This is a genomic window from Actinomadura sp. NBRC 104425, from assembly GCF_030269545.1.
Taxonomy (GTDB): domain Bacteria; phylum Actinomycetota; class Actinomycetes; order Streptosporangiales; family Streptosporangiaceae; genus Spirillospora; species Spirillospora keratinilytica.
On sequence record NZ_BSTN01000009.1, the window covers coordinates 232,285 to 248,362 of the forward strand.

Here is a 16,078-nt window from a genome sequence, read left to right on the forward strand (position 1 = left end):
CTCGTGAGACTATCCGACCACTATTTGGACACTGCCGCCAGCTTCCGCACAGTCTGGATCAGATGGTTGGGGTCGAACGGCTTGGTCACATAGGCGTCCACGCCGATCTCCTCCCCCCGCCGCACGTCGTGCTCCTGCGCCCGCGCCGTGATCATCACGACCTTGATGTGGCTCGTCGCCGGATCCTGCCGCAGCCGCACCGCGGTCACCCATCCGTCCAGCCGCGGCATCATCACGTCCAGCGTGATCACATCCGGCCCGACCTCGCGCACCTTGTCCAGGCAGTCCTGCCCGTCCACGGCCGTCGCGACCTCGAACCCCTCCAACTGCAGGTTCACGGCGATGAGCTGGCGTATCACCTCATCGTCGTCCACGACCAGCACGCGTCCCAGTGGCTCGGTCACGGCCACGAAGGTAGTCGACCCCGCCCGCCCGCGCACAGCGAACAACGAGGTGCGCGTCAGCCCGCCGATCCTGGTAACCTTTTCTCGCAACGAACGCCGCCCCCTTAGCTCAGGGGATAGAGCAACGGCCTCCGGAGCCGTGTGCGCAGGTTCGAATCCTGCAGGGGGCACCCGAGGCGACCAGCCAAAACCCCGGTCAGCCAGACACGACGTCTGTCACCGGGGTTTTCGTGTGCATGCACCCCGCAAGCCACCGTCCATCACGGTTGCGGAGCATCTGGGGATGGAACCGGCGGGCCCCACTTCAGAGGGGCGGGTGCCGTGTCCGTGACGGTCGCCGCGAGTTGAGGCGGGAGACCGGGGCACGCCAACCGCGCATGTCACGCAACGTACGCGAGCCGCTTCCAGGCGAGCACCCACGACCGACCGTTTGCATGCGCGGGACATGTGACACCACATGCCACCATGGGGCGCCGTATGCCACGGCGCGTGCTCCACATGGGGTCCAGCGCGCCAGCCGCGTAGGGCATCGTCGATGCGCCCCGCCCAGACGTCATCCAGGCCGTGGATGCACTTTGCGTAGATCTTCAGCAGGACGTCCACGCTGTGCCCCGCCCACGCACACCACCGTTCAGCCTCCACGAGAGATCTTTCGTGAGGGAAGTCACAGCACTTGCCCGCGAGCGAGTGCGGTCAAGTACTGCGGTCGGGCGGCCGGGCGGAGCAGGCACGGCGGCCTCGCGCCGGTCACCGGGCCTGCGCTGGGACGGGGAAAGCCCGGGATCATGGCGTTTCGGCCGGCGACGCCGAACGCGGCGCAGCATTCGGCTCACCGCGCGCCAGTTCGTCTCGGAAACCCCCGTTGAGCCGTCCGGTGCGGCCCCCACCGCGAGTCGGCGTCATTCCTGCGGGGGGAAGTTCTCCAATTCGGCGGCCTTCCATTCCCCGTCTCGGAGTTCCCAGATCGACCGCAGGCCGATCGGCCCGTCAGGAGTCCGGTACACGGTCTCGCCGATCCGACGGTCTCCTTCGGCGCGCACACTCCTGATCTCGTATCCCTCGACCGCTCCTCTTGCCGGCACCCGCACGCCCTCGAACACCGCGGGCATGTTCTCCTGCACCATGTCCGCCAATGCCGCCCGCACATCGCCCGACGCGACATATCCGACGTGCCGCTCGTACAGGGCCCGGAAGTCGTCCAAGGTCACCGTGCGCTCCCGCCGCTCGACCAGCCGCTGTTCCAGTCACCATGAAAACGGATCGTCCCGCCGGCCGCGCCCCCGGCCCCGCTCATACCCGCAGGGCCGCGTGCCATCGGGCGGCGGACGCCCCAGCATTGGGCCTGTTGACTGAGATCAGGAGACGTTAGGCGGTCTGCCGCAGCGTCGGCTTGTCCCCCTGCAACGCACTGCGGGCCGGAGCCCGCCGGTCTCGATCGGCGGCGCATTAACGACGGGGCACGACCGTCTCCTGCGGCCGGTGCAGATTCGCATACCGGCCTCGGAGCTCCGATCAACCGCGCCCCCTGCGGCCGCCACCAGCATGGTGATCAGCAGCATGGTGGGGCCGGATGATCGCACCACGTTCTTTCGGGCGAGTGTTGGGGTGGCCGAAATGTCGAACCCATTCCGTGCGCATTCCGGGCCGGGCGCATCGCGGCGGGGCGGGTTCATTTCAGGCAGCGGAGATGGCGCGTTCCGTACCAGGTCTGGTTGGCGATGCGGTAGTGATGCGCCGCTTCACTGTCGGGATGGTTCTGGCCGATGTCGACGGTGTCGGCCCGGGACCAGACGCCGTCGACCTTCTGGTCGACGAAGTAGGTGAACTCGTTGAAGTCCAGTGCCGAGGACACGAACGTGTTGGTGATGGTGAGCCGGCGGCGCCCCACGGTCAGTGCCGGTGGAAGGACGATGCTCTGCTCCTTCCAGCCCTGGGCCTCTCCATGCAGGGGATGCCATATCTCGGCCAGTTCCCCGTTGACGGCGACGGTCGCGGTCTGCCGCGCGATGGCGGCGTCGAGACGGCGGGTCAGCCGTATTTCGGAATGGGCCGGATCGACGATCACGGTGAAGCGACTCGACCCGCCGCTGCCGAACGCACGTCCGTCGTCGGTCAGTGTGCGCGGGGCGCCGGAGTCGGTGAGCGTCATAAGTCCGATGGCGGTGGCCGCCCCCGTTGCAGCGGCCGGCCCGACGAATACCCCGATGCGACGCCAGAGACGCGTGCGGCCGCGGACGGGGCCGTCTGTGTTCCGAGTCGCCGTTGCGCCGCCGTCTTCGGATTCCCCTGAGGGACGCTGAGGGTCGGCGGCGTCCTGTTCCGCTCCGGGAATCCGCGTTTTGACGGCCTGCGCGGCGGACATCTGGGAAATCTTCACCCGCTCCCATGCCCGTTCCCATCCGGGTATCTGCTCCTCGGGCACCTGGCACGCCCGTAGGAACGCCACCATCACCGCCTTCTTGGGGAACCTGCGACCGGCGAGCATGTCCGAACAGGTCGCACGCGGCAGCCGGGTCCCGCCCGCCTTGCTCGCCCGCAACTCCAGCTCCCGCAGCGACACGTCCGCCCGCGCGTACTGCTCGGCCAGCAGTCTCGCCAGTTCGTCTCCGCTCGTCACCGAGTCCAGCTCGGGTCGACGCGCCGCCCGGGAAGCCTGTGAATCATCGCTTATCGTCACGCCGGCCCTCTGCGCTCGAGTGGTGTGCCGACCCCGCCGCCGATTATCTCACCCGATTCTGTCGGAAAGTGTCCGAGCGGTGACTATGCGTGTCCACTTGTGGTCGGGCCTCGCCGTTTGCTGTCCGTCCCCGGCCGCGGCTCGGACGAAGGCGGCCGAGCCTGTCCACCGCCCTGTTGGACGCCTCTACCAGCGGATTTTTCTGGTCTCCGGGCGTCGGCCGCCGGTCGCGCGGCGCCGGCTCCCGCCGACGGTGCCCGTCCGGTGCACCGCGCTTGGCATCCAGAAGGAGAAACCAAGATGCGACTACGCTTCCGGCCGCCGTGATGCTCACGGCCGCCTCCATCGCGTCGCTCACGCTCGCCGCCCCTCCCGCGCAGGCCTCGTCCTCCACGGCCCACTCGCGCATCACCGGCTGGGTGATCGAGGACAAGTACTGGACCTACGACGGCTGTGTCTCCGCGGGCCACCAGGGCGTGGAGCGCGGGGACTGGAGCAGGTTCCAGTGCCGCCCGGGCACGCTCAAGTGGGTGCTGTGGGTGCTTCGACCGTGACGCATGACGGCGCGGGCTCGGTTCACGGCCGAGCCCGCGCCACCGGACAAAGGCTGTAAGGCCCCACCGGACATGCCCTAGTCCCCCCTCGGATCAATGAAATACACCATGCTATTTACTTGTCACTCAATGTAGTCACGGTAGTCGAAGGCACGGCGTCGAGGGAGACCGATCATGGCCGACGCGATGGTGGAGCGGGCGCAGCGGTTCGTCAACTCCTACAACGTCCCCGGCATCCCGAAGATCGAGGTGACCGGTAAGACGGGCTGGACGGTGATGCACGCGCTCACCCGGGCGCTGCAGTACGAACTAGGCCTGGCCGAACTGTCCGACAGTTTCGGCCCCGCCACCCTGGCCGTCCTGCAGTCGCGGTTCCCGGTCATCGACGGCAACACCCGCCACGGCAACATCTGTCGCATCGTCCAGTCCGCCCTGTACTGCAAGGGGTACGACGGCGGGGAGATCGACGGCGTCTACAACGCGCGGGTGTCCGCCGCGGTCACCAGGCTGAAGCAGCACATGGGCGTCGCCAGCGTGTACCCGGGCGATGGAGTGACGCCGAAGGTGTTCAAGGCGCTGCTCACCATGGACGCCTACGTCCCGGTCAGAGACGGCTCTGACCAGGTCCGCTCGATCCAGCAGTGGCTCAACGGGCGCTACACCGGCCGCCGCGACTTCTTCATCACGCCGTGTGACGGCCACTTCTCCCGAGACGTTCAGAAGGCCCTGCTCCTGGCCATCCAGTTCGAGCTGGGCATGTCCGACGACGTCGCGAACGGACGTTTCGGCCCGGGCACCCAGGCGGGCATCAAGCAGCAGGCCGTCCTCGGCGTGGGCGCCGCCGACACCGGCAAGCAGTTCGTGCACCTCTTCCAGGCCGCCATGACCTTCAACGGCTGGCGGACGCCGTTCGACGGCCGCTACACCGACGCCGTGGCGCGCACGGTGGCGGACTTCCAGCGGTTCGTACGGCTCCCGGCCACCGGAACCGGGGACTTCCGCACCTGGGCCTCGCTGCTCGTCAGCACCGGCGACCCGACCCGCCGCGGCACCGCCTGCGACTGCATCACCGAGATCACCGCCGCCCGCGCGCGGACACTGCGCGCCGAGGGCTACACCACCGTGGGCCGGTACCTGTGCAACGCACCCGGCCCGAAGGCCAAGAACAAGAAGATCCAGCCGGGCGAACTCGACACGATCACCGCGGCGGGGCTCTCGGTGTTCCCCATCTACCAGACCAACGGCGGCGACCGCGACTACTTCACCCCGGGCCAGGGCGCCCACGACGCCCAGGCCGCGGTCGACGCCGCCCAGGAGCACGGCTTCCAGCGCGGCACCACGGTCTACTTTGCGGTCGACTACGACGCCGTCGACGAGGAGGTCACCAGCCGCGTCATCCCCTACTTCCGGGCCCTCGCGGCGCGCATGGCGAACTACGGCGGTCCCTACTCCATCGGCGTCTACGCACCCCGGAACGTGTGCAGCCGCCTGGCCGCGGAGGGGCTGACGGTCTCCAGCTTCGTATCGGACATGTCGGTCGGCTACAGCGGCAACCTGGGGTTCCCGCTGCCGAAGAACTGGGCCTTCGACCAGATCTCCACGATCTGGGTCGGCGGGGACGCCGGCCGCATCGAGATCGACAACAACATCGCCTCCGGCCGCGACCCCGGCCAGACGCGGTTCGCCCCGCGTCCGGCGACCGACCGGCTGGACGTCGCGTTCGACTGGTCTCAGGGCGACCGGCTCTTCCGCGAACTCCTCGCCTACATGGAGTCCCACGGTCTGGAAGGCGGCGGACGCCTGCGCAGCACGAGGATGTGCGTCGGCAAGCTGCAGGACATGGATGCGCTGATCACCGGCCTCAGCCGCGCCTTCCGGATACGCAAGTCCCTCATCCAGACCGTGGTCTTCTGGGAGTACCACGCCGACATCGGCGACCCGGTCGCCGACCTCGCCGTCGCCGCCTACTACCAGTACCTGGAGGCGTACGAGGAATGGGAGAAGAACCCCGTCGGCCCCCCGCCGCCGCCGACCGTGTCGAGGAAGGACGCCAGCACCGGCGTGGCCCAGATCTTCGCGGAAACGGCCATCGGCGCCCGCAACCATGCCATCGACGTGCACCTCATCAGCGAACCCCGGCTGAACGGCGACGACTGGCACGTCATGTGGCGGGTCTGGAGGCGCCTACGAGACGACGACGACTACAACGTGAGCACCGTGCCGCTGGTGCTCATCCACGGCGCGCACAAGGTCGGCGTCACGACCGCCCCGCTGCGCTACAGCGACGCGGAAACGGAAAAGGTTTTGGCGCGGTACAACGGCACGGGCTCGGATGCGATCGCTTATGGACGCCGCGCCTTCGACTTCTACCTGATCTTCGAGAAGTACAACGCCCCGCTCCGCGGCTGACCGGCGCGGCCGCGCCACCGCACGGGTCCGCCGACCCGGCGACGTCGGCAGCGGCACAGACGCCTGACGACGCCGCCTCCCGTTCCGGTGCGCGAGGAAGCGGGCGGCCGCCCCGAATGTGCTGCTCGGGGCCCCGCAAGCCGGGATGGCCGGTTGCGGCTGAGTGCGTTAACCGCGGTCTTACCGTCGATCTGGCCCAATGAGATCATGCGCATACTGGTGGCCGAAGACGAACGCTTCCTCGCCGACCTCATCGCCGAAGGGCTGCGCGAACAGGCCATGGCCGTCGACGTCGCCTACGACGGGGCCGCCGCGCTGGAACGCCTGGCGGTCAACCGCTACGACGTGCTCGTGCTGGACCGGGACCTGCCCCAGGTCCACGGCGACGAGATCTGCCGCGAGCTGGCGCAGCGCGGCGACCCGGTGCGCATCCTGATGCTGACCGCCTCCGGGGCGGTGCACGAGCGGATCACCGGCCTGAACCTCGGCGCCGACGACTATCTGGCCAAGCCGTTCGCGTTCGACGAGCTGGTGGCCCGGATCCGCGCGCTCGCCCGCCGGGCCAACCCGCCGCTGCCGCCCGTGCTGGAACGCAGCGGCATCACCCTGGACACGGCGCGCCGGCAGGCCCACCGCGACGGCCGCTACCTGCGGCTGTCCCCCAAGGAGTACGCGGTGCTGGAGGTGCTGATGCAGGCGCGCGGCAGGGTCGTGAGCACCGAGGAGCTCCTGGAACGGGCCTGGGACGAGCACACCGACCCGTTCACCACCGTCGTCAAGGTGACGATGAGCAAACTGCGGGCCAAGCTCGGTGACCCGCCGGTCATCATCACGGTGCCGGGAAGCGGGTACCGGCTGTGAGGGCGATGCGCGCCGTGCGGCGCATGTGGCCGTTCAGCGGCTCGGTGCGGGCCCGGATGACGCTGCTCTACGGCGGGCTCTTCACCGTGATCACCTCGGCCGTGCTGGTCGGCGCGGCGCGGCTCCAGCAGGAGGTCCTCGGCCGGAAGGTTCAGGACTTCCCGTTCGGCTCCCGCGTCGCCTCGATTCCGTGCGACCGGCGCCCGCCCCAGGCGCCGTGCGCGTCGGTCCCCTACTCGGCGGCCGGGCCGGGCGCGGTGAACCCCGACGACGAGCGGGGCGAGCTGCTGGCCAGTCTGGCGAGCTCGCAGCGGCTGATCACCGTGGTGGCGATCGCGGTGATCGCCGTGCTGGCGTTCGCGGTGTGCTGGTGGCTGACCGGGCGGCTGCTGCGGCCGCTGCACCACGTCACCGCCACCGCCCGCCGGCTGTCGCTGTCCAACCTGCACGAGCGCATCGCGCTCGGCGGGCCGCAGAACGAGCTGAAGGAGCTCGCCGACACCTTCGACGCGATGCTGGACCGGCTGGAGCGGGCGGTGGCCAGCCAGCGCCGCTTCGTCGCCAACGCCTCGCACGAGCTGCGCACCCCGCTGGCCATCCAGCGCACCGCCATCGAGATCGGCCTGGCCGACCCGACGCCCGCGAAGGTGGAGCGGATCCGGGCCGAGCTGCTGCGCAACACCCAGCGGTCGGAACGGCTCATCGAGGGCCTGCTCACCCTCGCGCAGGGCGAACGCGGCCTCGACACCCGCGATCCGGTGGACCTCGGCGGCGTGGTGGAGCAGGTCGTCGCCGAGCACCGGCGGCTCGCCGAGCGGGGCGGCGTCGCCGTCTCGGTCGCCACCGTCCCGGTGACCGTCGTCGGGGACGAGGTGATGCTCGCCCGGCTGGTCGCCAACCTGGTGCAGAACGCGATCCGGCACAACCATCCGGGCGGGCGCGTCGCGGTCGAGCTGGCCCCGGACACCGGCCTGGTGGTCAGCAACACCGGGCCGCTGGTCCCGCCGGAGCGGGTCGGCGAGCTCTTCGAACCGTTCCGGCGGCTGCACGCCGAGCGGACCGGCGCGGCGGAGGGCGCGGGGCTCGGCCTGTCCATCGTGGCCGCCATCGCCCGCGCCCACGACGGCGCCGTGCACGCGACGGCCAACCCGGACGGCGGGCTCCGCGTCACCGTCGCCCTCCCGGTCCGCACTTGTGTCCCCCCGCGCGCGCCGGCGCGCTGAGCCCGGCCGCTCAGCCCCTGGACTCCAGCCATTCGGCGATCGCCTGCCAGGCGTCGCGCAGCATGTCGGGCAGCATCATGTCGGTGTGCCGGCAGGGCAGGCTGACCACGGTGATCTCGCCCCGCACGTAGGGTTCCCAGCGGCCGGGGTCCGGGGCGTTGCCGTCGGCGTACTCGCCGGCGGTGAACAGCAGCATGTCCCCGTCGAAGACGCCCGGCCGGTGCTTCCTGCGCAACGCGGTGTTGTTGTGGAAGATCTTCGCGACGAGCATCAGCTCCTCGTCGGAGATGCCGCCGAGGACCTCGCCGACCTCCTCGCGGAACCGCTCCGCGGTGCGCCGCAGGTCGGTTTCCGGGCCGGTCTCCTCGGGGGCCGGGTGCTCACCGGGCTCGGACAGGGGCGCGGGCGGCCGCGCGCCGTCCCGGTCGACGAACGGGTAGGCGTCCATGACGACCAGCGCGGCGACGGTCTCCCCGGCGGCCTGGAGCTGCACGGCGATCTCGTGGACGGGCACGCCGCCGAAGGAGAAGCCGAGCAGGTGGTAGGGGCCGGTCGGCTGCACCGCGCGGATCTGCTCGATGTAGTCGGCGGCCATCTCCCGGACGCTCTCGGCGGGGGTGCCGCCGTCGAGGCCCGCGGCCTGCAGCCCGTACAGCGGCAAATCGTCCGGGACGAACCGGGCGAGCGGCCGGTAGCACCAGCTCAGGCCGGCGCCGGGGTGGACGCAGAAGAACGGCGGCCGGTCCCCCTCGGTGCGGATCGGCAGCAGCCGCCCGAGCGAGTCGCTCAGCGACGACAGGCTCAGCTGGTTGATCAGCCCGGCGACGGTCGGTGCGGCGAAGACGTTGCGCACCGTCACCGACACGCCCTTCTCCTGCAGCCGGGTGACGAGCTGGACGGCCAGCAGGGAGTGCCCGCCGAGCTGGAAGAAGTCGTCGTCGACCCGGACCGCCGGCACGCCGAGGACCTCGGCGAACACCTCGCCGACCAGGTTTTCCAGGGCGGTGGCGGGGTTGCGCCCGGCGGTCCCCGCGGCCGTTTCGGCGCCGGTGCGGGCGGGGGCGGGCAGCGCCTTGCGGTCGAGTTTGCCGTTGCCGGTCAGCGGCAGTTCGTCGAGCGTGACGACGGCGGCGGGCACCATGTGGTCCGGCAGCCGTTGGGCGAGGAAGTCCCGCAGCCCGCCCCGGTCCGGGGACGCGTCGTCCGCGGTGCCGCCGGCGGCGGGCACGGCGTAGGCGACGAGCCGTTTGTCGCCGGGGGTGTCCTCGCGGGCGATGACGGCAGCCTGGGACACGTCCGGGTGGGCCAGCAGGGCGGCTTCGATCTCGCCGGGCTCGATCCGGAACCCGCGGATCTTCACCTGGTCGTCGGCCCGGCCGGCGAACACCAACTGGCCGTCCGGCGTCCACTTGGCCAGGTCGCCGGTGCGGTACATCCGCTCGCCGGTTCCGAAGGGGCAGGCGACGAAGCGTTCCGCGGTCAGCCCGGGGCGGCCGACGTAGCCGCGCGCCAGCCCGGCCCCGGCCACGTACAGCTCTCCGGTGAGCCCGACCGGCACGGGGTTCAGCGCGTCGTCGAGGACGAACAGCCGGGTGTTGGCGATCGGCGTGCCGATCGGCACGACGCCGTCGGCGACGACCTGCGGGGTCAGCTCGGCGGTGGCCACGCCGATGGTGGTCTCGGTGGGGCCGTAGTGGTTGAACACGCGCCGGTCTCCGGCCGCCTCCACCAGCTCGGCGACCCAGTCCGGGGACGCGGCCTCGCCGCCCAGCACCAGGGACCGTGCCGGGATCAGCCGTTGCGTCCCGGCCGCCGCGGTCAGCGCGGCCAGGTGGGATGGCACCGCCTTCAGCGCGTCGATCCGCTGCTCGGCCAGGTATCCGGCCACCGCCTCGGGGTCGGTGACGTTCGCCGGGTCGAGAACGTGCAGCCGCCCGCCCGTCGCCAGGGCCGTGAAGACCACGGTGTTCCCCAGGTCGGTGAACTGCGGCTGGAGCAGGGCGTAGCGGGTGCCCGCGCCGGTCCAGCCCAGCCGGTCGGACACGGAGGCGACATAGTTGGCCAGCGCTCCCTGGGTGACCGCCACGCCCTTCGGGGTGCCGGTGGACCCCGACGTGTAGATCACGTACGCCGCCCCCGCCGCATCGGCGGCGGCCTGCGGCGGCGTGTCCGGGCAGGCGGACAGCAGGGCCTCGGTCATCGGGTCGTCGAGCGCGACCAGGGTGACCCGCCCGGCGGGAAGATCGTCCAGCGCCTCCTGCGTGCCGACCACCACCTGCGCCCGGGAGTCGGCCAGCATGAACGCGATCCGCTCGACCGGCAGCCGCCCGTCGACCGGCAGATACGCCGCTCCCGCCTTCCACACGGCCACGATCGCCGTGACCATCTCCACACCGCGCGGGAAGCACAGCCCGACGACCGACTCGGCCTCCACTCCCAGGGAACGCAGGTGGTGCGCCAGCCGGTTGGCCCGCGCGTCGAGTTCGCCGTAGGTGAGCTCCTCGTCGTCGGCGACCATCGCCACCGCGTCCGGGTCGGCGGCCGCCCGCCGTTCGAACGCCCGGACGAGGAGGGGTGCCGCGGCCGCGGTGGCGGTGTCGTTCCACCGGTCGAGCACCAGCTCGCGTTCTTCGGGGCGGAGCACCCGCACCTCGTGCAGCCGCATGTCCGGAGCCGCGGTCACCCCGTCGAGCACCCGGGTGAACCAGTCGGCGATCCGGGCCGCCGTCGACGCGTCGAACAGGTCCGCCGACGCGGTCACCGCGCCGCGGATCCCGGCCGGCCGGCCCTGCGCGTCGAACGTCTCCGCGACCGGCAGGTACAGGTCGAACTTGACCGGGACGAGCGCCGTGCCGCCGGTGTCGGCGGCCTGGCCGCGGGCCCGGGCGCCCGGCAGGTCCAGCGCGGCGCGCTCGGTGTTCTGCATGGTGAGCACGGTCTGGACGAGGGGGTGCCGGGCCAGCGACCGGGACGGCGCCAGCTCCTCCACGAGCCGTTCGAACGGCACGTCCTGGTGCGCGATGGCGTCCAGGCTCGTCCTGCGCACCCGGGCCAGGACGCGCCTGAAGTCCGGGTCGCCGGACAGGTCGGTGCGGATCACCAGCGTGTTGAGGAAGAACCCGACCAGGTCGTCCAGGGCCTCGTCGGTGCGTCCGGCGATCGGGGACCCGATGGGGATGTCGGTGCCGGCGCCGAGCCGCGACAGGGTTACCGCCAGCGCGGCCTGAAGGACCATGAACACCGTCACGCCCTCGGCGCGGGCCAGTTCGGTGATCCGCTGGTGCACGTCGGCGGGCACCCGCAGCGGCGTCCAGTGCCCGAGGTGGCGGGACGTGGCCGGGCGGGGCCGGTCCGTCGGCAGCGCCAGCTCCTCCGGCGCACCGGCCAGCGTCCGCCGCCAGTAGCCGATCTGCTCGGCGAGCAGGCTGTTCGGGTCGGACTCGTCGCCCAGCAGTTCCCGCTGCCACAGGGTGAAGTCGGCGTACTGGACGGGCAGCGGCTCCCAGTCCGGCGCCCGGCCGCGTATCCGCGCCGCGTACGCCGTCGACAGGTCCCGGCCGAACGGGCCCATGGACCATCCGTCGCTGGCGATGTGGTGCATGACCAGCAGCAGCACCCGCTCGTCGGAGCCCGGCTCGAACAGCCACGCCCGGATCGGCACCTCCGCCGACAGGTCGAACGCGTACCGGGACGCCTGGGCGATCGCGTCGGCCAGTTGTTCGGGTTCGACGCGGCGGGTCTCCAGGGACCAGTCGAGGTCCCGCATGTCCAGGACGTGCTGGTACGGCTCGCCGTCCGCGGACGGGAACACCGTGCGCAGCGACTCATGACGGCCGATCACGTCCCGCAGGGCGGCGTTCAGCGCGGCGACGTCCAGGTCACCGCTCAGCCGAACCGGCACCGGGATGTTGTAGGTCGGGCTGGGGCCTTCCAGCTGGGCCAGGAACCAGAGGCGGCGCTGTGCGAACGACAGCGGCACCCGCTCGGGCCGGGGCCTGGCGCGCAGCGGCTGACGGGCCCGGTCCCCGCCGTCCTCCGCGAGGCGGGCGGCCAGTTCCGCCACGGTCGGCGCCTCGAACAGCATCCACAGCGGCACCTCCGCGCCGAGCACCGCCCGGATCCGCGACAGCAGCCGGACCACCAGCAGCGAGTGGCCGCCGAGCTCGAAGAAGTCGTCGTCCACCGCCACGGACGCCACGCCGAGCACGTCGGCGAAGGCGCCACACAGCAGCTCCTCCTGGACCGTGGACGGGGCCCGGCCGGTGCCGGTGGCGTATTCGGGGACCGGCAGGGCCTTGCGGTCGAGCTTGCCGTTCACGGTCAGCGGTAGCTCGTCCAGGGTGATCACGGCGGCCGGGACCATGTACTCCGGCAGACGCCGCGCCACGTGCTCACGCAACACCTCGGCGCCCGGCCGAGCGTCACCGGCGGGCACCACGTAGGCCACCAGGCGCTTGTCTCCGGGGGTGTCCTCACGGGCCAGCACGGCGGCCTGGTGCACATCCGGGTGGGTTCGCAGGACGGCTTCGACCTCGCCCGGCTCGATCCGGAACCCGCGGATCTTGACCTGGTCGTCGGCCCGACCCGCGAACACCAACTGCCCATCCGGCGTCCATCTGGCCAGGTCGCCGGTGCGGTACATGCGCTCGCCCGAGCCGAACGGGCAGGCCACGAACCGCTCACCGGTCAGCCCGGCCCGGCCGATGTAGCCGCGTGCCAGCCCGGCGCCCGCGATGTACAGCTCGCCCACGACACCGACCGGCACCGGGTTGAGCCTGTCGTCCAGGACGTAGATGCGGGTGTTGGCGATCGGACGGCCGAACGACACCGGCCCCGCCCCGTCCGGGTCCACCTCACCCACCGCGACGATCACCGTCGCCTCGGTCGGGCCGTAGGCGTGCATCAGCAGCCGTCCAGCCGCCCACCTGCGCGCGACCGGCTCGCTGATGCCCTCGGCACCGACCACCATCGGCCCGATGTGCGCCAGGTCCTCCGGCTCCAGCGCGCTCAACAGCGACGGGACGAGGCTCGCCACCCGGACCCGCGACAGCTCCCGCAGCCGCCGCGGTTCGAGCCGCTGCCGCTCACCGGCCACCCACAGCGTCGCGCCGTACGCGAACGCCACCGCCACGTCCAGCACCGAGGCGTCGAACCCGAACGACGCGAACTGCAGCATTCCCACGCCCGGGCCGACGTCCAGCATCGGCCCGAACACCGACACCAGGTTCACCAGCGAACCGCGCGAGACCGCCACGCCCTTCGGCACGCCGGTCGACCCGGACGTGTAGATGACGTACGCCAGGCAGCCGGGATCCACGTGGACGTCCGGAGCCGTGTCGGGCAGGGCCTCGACCCGCGCCCGCGTCTCCGGCTCGTCCAGCACGATCACCGGGACCGCGGCGTGCTCGGCGGCGGCCGCGGCGAGGTCGCGCGCGCCGCCGCCGGCCAGCACGCAGGCCACGCCGGCGTCGGCCAGCATCAGGCCCACGCGTTCGGCCGGGTTGACCGGGTCGACGGGCAAGTACGCCGCGCCCGCCTTCCAGGCCGCGAGGATCGCCACCAGGAGCTCGGCGCCGCGTTCCAGCACCACGCCCACGACGGATTCCGGTCCGACGCCCAGGCCGCGCAGATGGTGGGCGAGCCGGTTCGCCCGCACGTCCAGCTCCCGGTACGACAGCTCCACCCCGTCGGCCACGACCGCGGGGACGTCCGGGTGGGCGCGGACGTGCCGTTCGAACATGTCCACGACGCTGGTCTCGGGCACGTCGACCGCGGTGTCGTTCCACCCGTCGAGCACCTGCGCGCGCTCGCTCGGGTCGAGGACGTCGACGGCGTGGACGGGCTGGTCCGGTGCCGCGGTCACGGCCTCCAGCACCCGCACCCAGCGCTGGACGAAGGTCTCGGCGGTGCCCTGGTCGAACAGGTCCGCGGTGGCGATCACCATGCCGCGGAGCCCGGCGGGCCGCCCCTGCGCGTCGAACACCTCCCGGACCGTCATGTCGAGGTCGAATTTCGCCGGCACCAGGAGCGGCCCGTCCTCGGGCGAGCCGCCGCCGGCGGCGCGCACATCGGGCAGCTCCAGCGTCGCGCGGGCGGTGTTCTGGACGGTCAGCGCCACCTGGAACAGCGGGTGCCGGGCCAGCGACCGCTCCGGCGCCAGCTCCTCCACCAGCCGTTCGAACGGCACGTCCTGGTGTTCCAGCGCGCTCAGGCCGGCCTCCCGCACCCGGGCCAGCACCTGCCGGAACGTTGGATCCCCGGACAGGTCGGTGCGGATGACGAACGTGTTGACGAAGAATCCGACCAGGTCGTCCAGGGCCTCGTCGGTGCGGCCCGCGACGACCGATCCGATGGGGATGTCGGTGCCGGCGCCGAGCCGGGACAGGGTGACGGCCAGTGCGGCCTGCAGGACCATGAAGGGGGTGGCGCCTTCGGCCTGGGCGAGGTCGACCAGTCGTTCGTGCACCTGGGCGGGCACCCGCACCGGCACCGCGTGGCCGCGGTGGCCGGCCACCGCCGGGCGCGGCCGGTCCGTCGGCAGGACCAGCTCCTCCGGCGCGCCCTCCAGAGTCCGCCGCCAGTAATCGACCTGAGCCGACAGCAGACTCTTCGGATCGGACTCCTCACCCAGCAGCCTCCGCTGCCACAAGGCGTAATCGGCGTACTGCACCGGCAACGGCTCCCACGCCGGGGCCTCGCCGCGCGCCCGCGCGGTGTATGCGGTCGACACATCGCGGGCGAGCGGTGCCAGCGACCAGCCGTCGCCCGCGATGTGGTGGATCAGCACCACGAGCAGGCTCTGGACCGGGCCGTTCTCCGTCTCCTCGGAGGCGGGGACGAAGAGCCAGGCCCGGATCGGCATCTCGGCGGAGAGGTCGAATGTGTGCCATCCGGCCTGTTCGGCGGCCCGGGCCATCTCGGCGGGCGCCACCTGGCGCACTTCCATCCGCCAGTCCAGTTCGTCCGGGTCGAGAATCCGCTGGTAGGGCTCGCCGTCCACGGCTGGGAAGACCGTGCGGAGCGATTCATGGCGGGCGATGACGTCGCGGAACGCCGCGTTCAGCGCTGCGACGTCCAAGTTCCCGGTCAGCCGTACGACCAGCGGAAGGTTGTAGGTGGGGCTGGGGCCTTCGAGCTGGGCCAGGAACCACAGGCGACGCTGAGCGAACGACAGCGGCACCCGCTCCGGACGCTTCCCCGCCCGCAACGGCAACCGCGCCCGACCCGCCTCCTCGGCCAGCCGCGCCGCCAGACCCGCCACCGTCGGCGCCTCGAACAGCATCCGGATCTTCACTTCCACACCCAGCCGGGCCCGGATGCGCGACAGCAGCCGGATCGCCAGCAGCGAATGCCCGCCCAGCTCGAAGAAACCGTCGTCGACCCCGACCGACTCCAACCCGAGAACCTCGGCGAACACCTCCAGCAAGACCACCTCGGTCTCGTTCGCCGGCCCCCGGCCGCCACCACCGGCAGCCCCCTCGGGCGCAGGCAGCGCCCTACGGTCCAGCTTCCCGTTCGCGGTCAACGGCAACTCGCCCAACACGACCACAGCGGCCGGAACCATGTACTCCGGCAACCGCCGAGCCGCGAAGTCACGCAGTTCATCGGTCAGGGAGACGGCTGTCTCGCCCCCGGCGGGCACCACGTAGGCGACCAGACGCCGGTCCCCCGGGGTGTCCTCGCGTGCGACGACCGCCGCCTGCACGACGTGGGGGTGGGCATGCAGGACGCTCTCGATCTCGCCGAGCTCGATCCGGAACCCGCGAATCTTCACCTGCTCGTCCGCCCGGCCCGCGAACACCAACTGCCCGTCCGGTGTCCACTTGGCCAGGTCACCGGTCCGGTACATCCGCTCACCCGAACCGAACGGGCAGGCCACGAACCGCTCACCCGTCAAACCCGCCCGGCCGACATACCCGCGCGCCAGCCCGGCACCGGCGATGTACAACT

At 71.6% G+C, this 16,078-nt stretch carries 8 protein-coding genes and 1 tRNA gene; 5 read left to right on the forward strand and 4 right to left on the reverse strand.

The window, feature by feature from the left end:
* Positions 1-20: 20 nt before the first annotated feature.
* Positions 21-383 carry a response regulator transcription factor gene (locus QSK22_RS16930; protein WP_285495163.1) on the reverse strand — a complete coding sequence of 121 codons (363 nt, stop codon included), beginning with the start codon at positions 381-383 and terminating at the stop codon, positions 21-23.
* Between the two features lie 119 nt (positions 384-502).
* Between QSK22_RS16930 and QSK22_RS16935 the strand changes: the two genes are divergently transcribed.
* Positions 503-574, forward strand: a tRNA-Arg gene (locus QSK22_RS16935).
* Positions 575-1,303: 729 nt separating this feature from the next.
* Here the strand turns inward: QSK22_RS16935 and QSK22_RS16940 are convergent.
* Positions 1,304-1,612 (reverse strand): hypothetical protein, encoded by a 309-nt coding sequence (locus QSK22_RS16940; RefSeq protein ID WP_285495147.1) that lies wholly within the window; start codon positions 1,610-1,612, stop codon positions 1,304-1,306.
* 461 nt (positions 1,613-2,073) lie between these two features.
* Positions 2,074-2,964, reverse strand: a complete 891-nt coding sequence (locus QSK22_RS16945; protein WP_285495148.1) for a hypothetical protein — start codon at positions 2,962-2,964, stop codon at positions 2,074-2,076.
* 440 nt (positions 2,965-3,404) lie between these two features.
* Here QSK22_RS16945 and QSK22_RS16950 point away from each other — a divergent pair, with 440 nt between their 5' ends.
* The 4 genes from QSK22_RS16950 to QSK22_RS16965 all read left to right on the forward strand — a co-directional run bounded on the left by QSK22_RS16950 (position 3,405) and on the right by QSK22_RS16965 (position 8,128).
* Positions 3,405-3,635: a hypothetical protein gene (locus QSK22_RS16950; RefSeq protein WP_285495149.1), complete on the forward strand. Its 231-nt coding sequence runs from the start codon at positions 3,405-3,407 to the stop codon at positions 3,633-3,635.
* Positions 3,636-3,809: 174 nt separating this feature from the next.
* Positions 3,810-6,044 (forward strand): glycoside hydrolase domain-containing protein, encoded by a 2,235-nt coding sequence (locus QSK22_RS16955; RefSeq protein ID WP_285495150.1) that lies wholly within the window; start codon positions 3,810-3,812, stop codon positions 6,042-6,044.
* Between the two features lie 207 nt (positions 6,045-6,251).
* Entirely contained in the window at positions 6,252-6,905 is a 654-nt protein-coding gene (locus QSK22_RS16960; protein ID WP_285495151.1) for a response regulator transcription factor, read from the forward strand.
* Positions 6,906-6,910: 5 nt separating this feature from the next.
* Positions 6,911-8,128 carry a sensor histidine kinase gene (locus QSK22_RS16965; RefSeq protein WP_285495164.1) on the forward strand — a complete coding sequence of 406 codons (1,218 nt, stop codon included), beginning with the start codon at positions 6,911-6,913 and terminating at the stop codon, positions 8,126-8,128.
* 10 nt (positions 8,129-8,138) lie between these two features.
* Here QSK22_RS16965 and QSK22_RS16970 read toward each other — a convergent pair.
* Positions 8,139-16,078 (reverse strand): amino acid adenylation domain-containing protein (locus QSK22_RS16970; protein ID WP_502872321.1); only part of this gene is annotated, 7,940 nt, incomplete at its 5' end.